Raw genomic sequence first — 7,738 nt, 5'->3', positions numbered from 1 at the left:
GGGTCCGTCGCGCCGGCGGAGCCCGCGCCCCGGCCGGAGGACGTTTTCGCGCTGCGCCGGATGCTCGATGGCGCGCAAAAGCCGGTCGTGCTCGTCGGCGGCTCGCGCTGGAGCGAGGCGGCGCGGGACGACCTCGTCGCCTTCGCCGCGGCCGAGGACCTGCCGGTGGCGACCTCGTTCCGACGCGCCCACCTGTTTCCCGCCGACCATCCGAACTACGCCGGCGAGCTCGGCATCGGCCCGAACCCGGCCCTCGTCGCGCGCATCCGCGAGGCCGACCTGCTGCTGATGGTCGGCGGCCGCCTGTCGGAGATGCCGGCGCAATCCTATCGCCTGCTCGGCATTCCCGATCCCGGCCTGCCGCTGGTCCACGCCCACCCGGATGCGAACGAGCTCGGCCGCGTCTACCAGCCGACGCTGGCGATCCAGTCCGCGCCCGGCCCGCTCCTGGCGGCGCTGCGGGCGTCGCCGCCACCCGTCTCGAACCCACACGGCCGGGCGGCGGCGGCGCATGCGAGCTACCGCGACTGGTCCGAGCGCCCGGCCCCGACGCCTGGCGACTTCCAGTACGGCGAGGCCGTGACGTGGCTGCGCGAACGGCTGCCGCCCGATGCGATCCTGTGCAACGGGGCCGGCAACTTCGCCACCTGGATCCACCGCTACTACCGGTTCCGGCGTTTCCGCACCCAGCTCGCGCCGACCTCGGGCTCGATGGGCTACGGCGTGCCCGCCGCGATCATGGCCAAGCGCATCCGGCCCGAGCGCATCGTGGTCGCGCTCGCGGGCGACGGCGACGTGCTGATGACCGGCCAGGAATTCGCGACCGCCGTGCAGTACGCGATCCCGATCCTCGTCGTGGTGCTCGACAACGGCATGTACGGCACCATCCGCATGCACCAGGAGCGCACATATCCCGGCCGCGTCTCCGGCACGCGGCTGCGCAACCCGGACTTCGCCGCCCTCGCCCGCGCCTATGGCGGCCACGGCGAGCGGGTGGCGCGGACGGAGGAGTTCGCGCCGGCCTTCGAGCGGGCGCTCGCCTCCGGGCTGCCCGCGATGCTGCACTGCCTCGTCGATCCGCAGGCCCTGACGCCGACCCAGACGCTCGACGCGATCCGCGCCGGGGCGGTGGCGCAGGGCAAGGGAGAGCAGAGCAAGGGCGCCGGCAGTTGACGCGTCGTCCGCCTGCGCCCGCATCGTCAGAAGATCGAGATCAGCAGGATGCCGGCCACCATCAGCGCGGCACCGCCGAGCCGTGACGGGCCGGCCTTGACCTGCTTCATGCCGACCCAGCCGAAATGGTCGAGCGCCACCGAGGTCAGCAGGTTGGCGGTGATCAGGAGGCCGTTGAAGGCGCCGGCGCCGACCGTGTCGACGAAGAGCAGGCCGCCGAACACCGCCACCGCACCGGTGATGCCGGCCAACGGCATCCACCAGCGCACGCCCTCGACGTCCTCGCGCTTCGGCAGCGGGGTCGGGCGCACCAGGAACACCAGGGCGAACACGAACACCACCGGCAGGAACGAGACGGTGGCCGCGAGCCAGGGATTCACGAGGGCGCCGCGCAGCTGCGAATTCCAGACGACGCCCACCGCCTGCAGGATGCCGGCGACGACGATGAACGGGTAGAGCAGCTTCGGGTTGAGGCCGTGGCCCTCGTCCTTCTCCCCGCCCTTGTCGGCGGTGGTGCGGGCGATGAACACCACGCCGACCGCCATCAGCAGCCCGCCGAGCCACGGCAGCGGCTTGAAGCCGCCGCCCTGAAGCCCGAACAGGCCGAGCGAATCCATCGCGAGGGAGGCCAGGATGTTGGCCGTCAGCGTGAGGCCGTTGAACGGCCCGGCGCCGACCTTGTCGATGAAGGCGAGGCCCCCGAACACCGCGACCGCGCCGGCGACGCCGCCGAGCGGCGCGTACCAGGGCATCTTGCCCAAGGTCTCGAGGGTCGGCAGCGGGGTCGGCATGATGAAGAACAGCGTCGCGAACACGAACACGATCGGCGCGAACGACACCGTCGCCGCGAGCCACGGGTTCACCAGCCGCCCCCGCAGCTGGGCGTTCATGGAGTTGCCCAGCGCCTGGAGGGCGCCGGCGACCAGGATGAAGGGATAGAGCAGGGCGGCGTTCAAGGGCGGATCTCCGGTCCGAGAGACGGGGTTTTGACGCGAGAGGTCAGACGAGGAGCAGGCCGGCCAGCGCCAGCAGGAGGGCCGGCGGCATCACCAGCAGGCCGAGCTTGAGGAAGCGCCAGAAGCCGACATCCTCGCCCTCGCGCCGGATCGCGGTGAGCCAGAGGATCGTGGCGAGCGAGCCGGTGACCGAGAGGTTCGGCCCGAGGTCGACGCCGATCAGGATCGCGGCGGCGATGGTCTTCGAGACCGCGGCGGCGTGGACGGCGGCCCCGGCGAGCAGCCCCGCCGGCAGGTTGTTGACGAGGTTCGAGCCCACCGCCACGACGACGCCCGAGCCCCAGGCGGTGCCCGCCGGGTCGGCCTGGGCGTAGGCCTTGAGCTGGTCGGCGATCATCTTGAGGACGCCGGACTTCTCCAGCGCCTCGACCAGGACGAACAGGCCGGCCACCAGCGGCAGCACGCTCCACGACACGTCCTTCACCACCGCGACGAAGCCGCCGCGCTTGATCGCGAGGACGACGAGGGTGGTGGCCAGACCCGCGATGAAGGTCGGCAGGCCGAGCTCGATCCCGGCCGCCGACGACCCGATCAGCGCAACCGCGGTGGCGACGATGCCGGCGCCGGCGACCTTGCCGCCGAGCCCGAGCGACGCGGCCTCGACGTCGGTGGCGATCTCCTGGCTCTTCAGGACGCCGTTCTGCGTGACGCGCAGGACGAGATAGGTGGTGACGATCGCCAGCACCGAGGGCAGGCCGAAGGTCTTGAGCCATTCCCCCAGCGGCGGCATGTGGTCGGCGAACACGACGAGGTTGGCCGGGTTCGAGATCGGCAGCACGAAGCTCGCCGCGTTGGCGATGAAGGCGCAGATGAACAGGTAGGGCAGCGGGTTCTCGACCTTCGCCGCCTTGGTGGCGGCGTAGACCGCCGGCGTCAGCACCACGGCGCAGGCGTCGTTCGACAGGAACACCGTCACCACCGTGCCGACGACGTAGACCAGCAGGAACAGCCGCGTGGCCGAGCCCTTGGCCATCCGCACCGCGATCGTCGCGAGCCAGTCGAACAGGCCCTCCTTCCGCGCGATTTCGGCGAGCAGCATCATGCCGACGAGGAACAGGTACACGTCCGTCCCCTTGGCGACGCCGTCGAGCGCATCGTGCCAGGGCAGCAGCCCGAGGACGACGAGGAGGACGGCCCCGAGCACCGCCCAGACCGCCTCCGGCCATCCGAACGGCCGCAGGATCACGCCGAGCGTCGCGGCGCCCGCGATCCCCCAGGTCGCGAGGTTGGGTGTCATGGCCAGTCCAGCGATCACGTCGATAGTCCCCCGGCGCCCCGCAGGGCGCATTGCGTCTCGAAAGCCTGGTGTCAGGCGCTCACCACTTGCGCCCGGCCCGGTTGGGCCCGAGCTGGTCGCCGCGCACGCCCTTCTCGGGCCACGCATCGACTCGCGGCACGTCGCTTCCGGGCTTCGTCGGGATCGAAAGCGCAAGGTCCGGGTCGTCGAAGACGGTGACCGGCTCGATCACGTCGGTGTCGACGAGATCCGGCCCGTGCCCCTTCCAGTCCGGATGGACGGCCTCGACTTGGATCTCGGAGGCCCCCTTCGGCCAGGGAAGCCATGCCTCGTAGACGCGCCCCGTCACGAGGGTCATCAGGTGCCATGCGCCGGTCCCGGCGCGGCAGTGGACGTATTTCGGCGGCACGTCGGACAGCACGACGGCGCGGACCTTGATCCGACCCCGCTTGATCCCCTTCATGCCGGTGTTCCGCTTGGACGTCGGCCGCGTCGCCACGCGCCGGTCGGCGGGGCTGGTGATCAGCACGAACGGCCACGGCCGGTCGAGGGGCTTGAAGCGCCAGCTCGTCACCGGCCCGTCGATCGCCGACACCGCGTAGCCGACCGAGCCGTCCTCGTTCTGCCCGACCGAGCGCGCCGCCGCGTAGAGCGTGCAGCCGTCATGCGCGAGTTCGTTGTAATGGGTGTGGCCCATCTCCACGAGGCGCACGCCCGCCTCCCAGAAGAGCCCTCCGACGTCGGCCCGGTCGTCGGGCTCGCGCAGGTCGTCGGGATAGGCGTGCATGAAGACCGCGACGGGGACCCCGTCCTCGGCCGCCCGCACCAGCGCCTCGCTGAGCCAAAGCGTCTGATGCGGCCCGAGCCGGAAATCGAGGCCGATCCCCTTCCGGCCGTAGCCCGGGCTGACGATGTCGACGAACAGGCAGCGGACGCCGCGGATGTCCTCGCACGCGCAGTAATGCGGAATCTCCGCCGTCGGCCATGTCTCGACCGGCGATCCCACCGGCGGCTGGTCGAGCGTCCAGTTGCGCGGCGGTTCCAGCCCGCGCGACGCCACGAGCCCGGCATGGAACGCCTGGAAGTCGTCCATCGCCCCCTGCTGGCGGTCGTGGTCGCCGGGGATCAGACGGACCGGCAGTTGCGGTTGCCGGGCGAGGGCGTCGGCGAGGATCGCGTATTCGCAGGCCCAGCCGTTCTCGGCGAGGTCGCCCGGCAGGTAGACGAAATCGAACAGGTGCCGCGGCGCGATCGCCGCGATCTGATCGAGGATCGCGCGGAAGTCGTCGGCGTTACGGGCGTCGGGCGTCGTGAGGTGAAGGTCGCCGACATGCAGGAACACGAGCGGTTCGGGAGTCGGCGTCCCGCTCGCGGCGTTCGGCGGGGGCTCGTGCGGCATGGGGGCGGTTTCGTCCACGGTCTGTCCGATCAGGCGGTCGCGGGCATCGCGGACGACATGCCGCCGTCCGAGCCGCCCCCGACCGCGGCCTCGTCCCGCGTCTCGGGCATCAGCGTCAGGTAGAGGACGAAGCCGAGACCGGCGGTCGCCGCCAGCGCCAGGAACGCGGCCGAGTAGCCCGCCGAGACGATGATCAGGCCGGCGAAAGTCGCGCTGAACGCGGCGCCGAGCCCCTGCGCGGTCGCCACCGCGCCCTGGGCCGCGTTGAAGCGTCCGCCGCCGCGGGTCAGGTCGGCCACCACCACCGGGAACAGCGCGCCGTAGACGCCGGCGCCGACCCCGTCGAGGAGCTGGACGCCGACGAGCCAGAACGGGTTGTCGGAGAGCGTGTAGAGCACGCCGCGGAGCGCCAGCACGCCGAACGCCGCGAGGAAGATCGGCTTGCGGCCGATCGCGTCGGCCTTGGCGCCGACGAACATCGCCACCGGCACCATCACGCATTGCGCGGCGACAATGCAGATCGCGATCAACGAGGTCGCGTGGTCCTTGCCCGACAGGTGCGTGAGGAGCTGCCCGACCGAGGTCAGCATCGCAGCGTTCGACAGGTGGAACAGCGCGCACAGGCCGGCGAAGAGCAGCAGCGGCTTGTTCTTGAGCAAGGTGGCGAGGCCCGACGGCGCGTTGTCCTTGCCTGCGGCGTCCCGGGCCGCCTCCTGCTCCTTGGTCATGCCGCGGGCGAGGTCGTCGTCGATGGCGTCGGCCGGCACCAGCAGCATCGCGCCGACGGAGCAGACGGCGAGCCCCCCCATCAGCCAGAACACCACGACGGGTCCGAAGAAGTAGGCGAGCCCACCCGCGAGGGCGGCGGAGACGGCGTTGCCGGCATGGTTGAAGCCCTCGTTGCGGCCGATCCGCCGCGAGAACATCTTGGGGCCGACGATCCCGAGGGTAATGGCGGCGAGCGCGGGCGGAAAGATCGCCCCGGCGACGCCCGCCACCGACTGGGTCGCGGCTACGAGGTAGAAGTTGCCGATGAAGGGCAGCGCGAGGCAGCTCGCCGTCACCGCGAGCGCGGCGGCGATCACCACGGCGCGCTTGGCGTTGGTGCCGTCGATGAGCACGCCGGCCGGCGTCTGCGCGATCAGGCCGGCCACGCCGGCGATCGTCATGATCAGGCCGGTGGTCGCCTCGTTCCAGCCCTGGTCGGGCCCGCGCACGGCGATCAGGTAGATCGCGAGATACGGCCCCAGGCCGTCGCGCACGTCGGCGAGGAAGAAGTTGAGGGCGTCGAGCCCGCGCAGGGTCTTCGCCGTCGGCGCCGGGTCGGCCGTGCCGCCCCTCGCCCCCGCTTGTGTCGTGCTCACGCCGTCCCCCCTCGTCTGTCCTGCGGCCGGGCGGATCGCTCCGCTCGGCCGCGTGCTCAAGTCCTCGACCGCGGCGGTGTTCCGCCTCGGTCGACCGATCAGGCCGCCTCGGCCGAGGCGGACTTGGAGTCGGTCTTCAACTCGGTCTTCGCTTGGGTCTTGGGCTTCGGCTCGCGCACCGTGCCGTCGCGGTCGACGTGCAGGCGGACGGCGCGGCCGTCCTTCTCGGCCGGCACCTCGACGTGCTTGGGCTTGCGCTCCGGCTCGCCCGTGACGCGGTAGCCGGCGGCCTCGGCGGCGGCGATCGCGGCGGCGGGGTCGCCCTCCGAATCCGCGTGCTTGTCGGGCCAGGTCACCGCGTGCACCGTGCCGTCGGCGGTGGTGAGCCGCGCGACCTTGATCTCCGAGGGCTTCTTCTCGCCCTCGACGGTCACCGCGTCGCCGACGCGGAGCGCGACGCCCTCGGCGCCCTTCGGCCCGAGGTCGGCGAGGTGGCGTCCGTCGGCGCCCTCGATGGCGAAGCGGTGGCCGAAGACGCCCCAGACGATGCCGGCGGCTTTCATGGTGGTCATGTGTGTCTCGACGGGTTGAGGAACGTTGGGTTCAGCGCGGAGGCGGCGGAGCGTCCGGCGGAGGCGGTGGCGGCGGCCCAGGGTCGATCTCGGTCATCGCCCCGGCGGAGGCGCCGACGGCGTGCGCCTCCATCACCGTGCCGAGGGCGGTGCGCAGGAGGATTCCGCGGACGGTCAGGGATCGCCCGGCCTGGAGCTCGACGCTCCAGCGCTCGGCTTCCCGCGGCGGCATCCGCACCTGCGTGCCGTCCTCCAGCAGGACGCCGTTGATCTCGCCGCGCTTGCCGTGCAGCGCCATGCCGACGCGCCCGCTCACCGTCGTCTCGGCGCGGTCGCGCCGGGGCGGGCCGAGGTCGGCCACTGTCGCCCCGGTGGCGTCGTTGCGGATCAGGCTGCCATCCACCAGCGGCAATGCGCGGGCCTTGAGGCCGTGGATCGTGACGGCGTCCCCCGGGCGCACCGCGAAGACGAGCTGCGCGCTGAGATGGGGCGGCGCCTTCACCTCGGTGCCGTCGGTAAGGATCAGGCCGTCGACGTCGCCTCGCGGCGTCAGCGTATACTGCCGCACTGTCCCGCGAGTCTGAGGCAAGCCGCTCGGATCGAACACCGACTGCGCCGTCGCACCGCCCGATGACGCGGCGAGCGCCAGGATCGCGGACGCGATGAGCGTTTGACCGTGTCGCACGAAGCCTCCCTGTCGCAATGACATCACGGGAGGGCCATGGCACCCTCCGTGCCACGGACAAAAAGCTTACGGATCAGACAGTTGCGCGTGCAACGGTCAAGCTCGACCGTCGGGATTCACGACGGTATCCGTCGGAATATCGGACAGGTCGGTCCCGTCCGGCGGTGCGCCGAGGCCGTAGCGCTCGATCTTGGCGTAGAGCAGCTGTCGCTGGATGCCGAGACGCCGGGCCGCCGCGGTGCGGTTGCCGCCGGCCGCCTCCAGGGCGGCTGCGATCATCGCGGCCTCCAGC

At 71.7% G+C, this 7,738-nt stretch carries 8 protein-coding genes; 1 reads left to right on the top strand and 7 read right to left on the bottom strand.

Translation table 11 applies throughout. The features are described 5' to 3' along the window. A partial coding sequence (locus FV222_RS12375; RefSeq protein ID WP_147814453.1) for a thiamine pyrophosphate-dependent enzyme occupies window positions 1–1,173 on the top strand: 1,173 nt, incomplete at its 5' end. A gap of 26 nt (window positions 1,174–1,199) precedes the next feature. Here the strand turns inward: FV222_RS12375 and FV222_RS12370 are convergent. From FV222_RS12370 to FV222_RS12340, 7 genes are all read right to left on the bottom strand, one after another. Then, window positions 1,200–2,129 (bottom strand): DMT family transporter, encoded by a 930-nt coding sequence (locus FV222_RS12370; protein WP_147752215.1) that lies wholly within the window; start codon window positions 2,127–2,129, stop codon window positions 1,200–1,202. A gap of 43 nt (window positions 2,130–2,172) precedes the next feature. Further along, window positions 2,173–3,426 carry an arsenic transporter gene (locus FV222_RS12365; RefSeq protein WP_147761791.1) on the bottom strand — a complete coding sequence of 418 codons (1,254 nt, stop codon included), beginning with the start codon at window positions 3,424–3,426 and terminating at the stop codon, window positions 2,173–2,175. Window positions 3,427–3,505: 79 nt separating this feature from the next. Then, entirely contained in the window at window positions 3,506–4,825 is a 1,320-nt protein-coding gene (locus FV222_RS12360; RefSeq protein WP_147752213.1) for a metallophosphoesterase, read from the bottom strand. Window positions 4,826–4,854: 29 nt separating this feature from the next. Beyond that, complete coding sequence (locus FV222_RS12355) at window positions 4,855–6,189, bottom strand: MFS transporter (RefSeq protein ID WP_147761792.1); 1,335 nt, start codon at window positions 6,187–6,189, stop codon at window positions 4,855–4,857. A 98-nt stretch (window positions 6,190–6,287) separates the two neighbouring features. After that, window positions 6,288–6,761 carry a hypothetical protein gene (locus FV222_RS12350; RefSeq protein ID WP_187275129.1) on the bottom strand — a complete coding sequence of 158 codons (474 nt, stop codon included), beginning with the start codon at window positions 6,759–6,761 and terminating at the stop codon, window positions 6,288–6,290. A 31-nt stretch (window positions 6,762–6,792) separates the two neighbouring features. Continuing rightward, complete coding sequence (locus tag FV222_RS12345) at window positions 6,793–7,446, bottom strand: hypothetical protein (RefSeq protein WP_147752211.1); 654 nt, start codon at window positions 7,444–7,446, stop codon at window positions 6,793–6,795. 96 nt (window positions 7,447–7,542) lie between these two features. Next, window positions 7,543–7,738, bottom strand: a 196-nt coding sequence (locus tag FV222_RS12340; RefSeq protein ID WP_281406884.1) for a helix-turn-helix domain-containing protein, incomplete at its 5' end; no start/stop codon positions are given.

The sequence above is a fragment of the Methylobacterium sp. WL103 genome, assembly GCF_008039885.1.
Classification (GTDB): domain Bacteria; phylum Pseudomonadota; class Alphaproteobacteria; order Rhizobiales; family Beijerinckiaceae; genus Methylobacterium; species Methylobacterium cerastii.
Note: the sequence above shows the minus strand (reverse complement) of the source record. Positions and strands in the feature narration are given on the sequence as shown.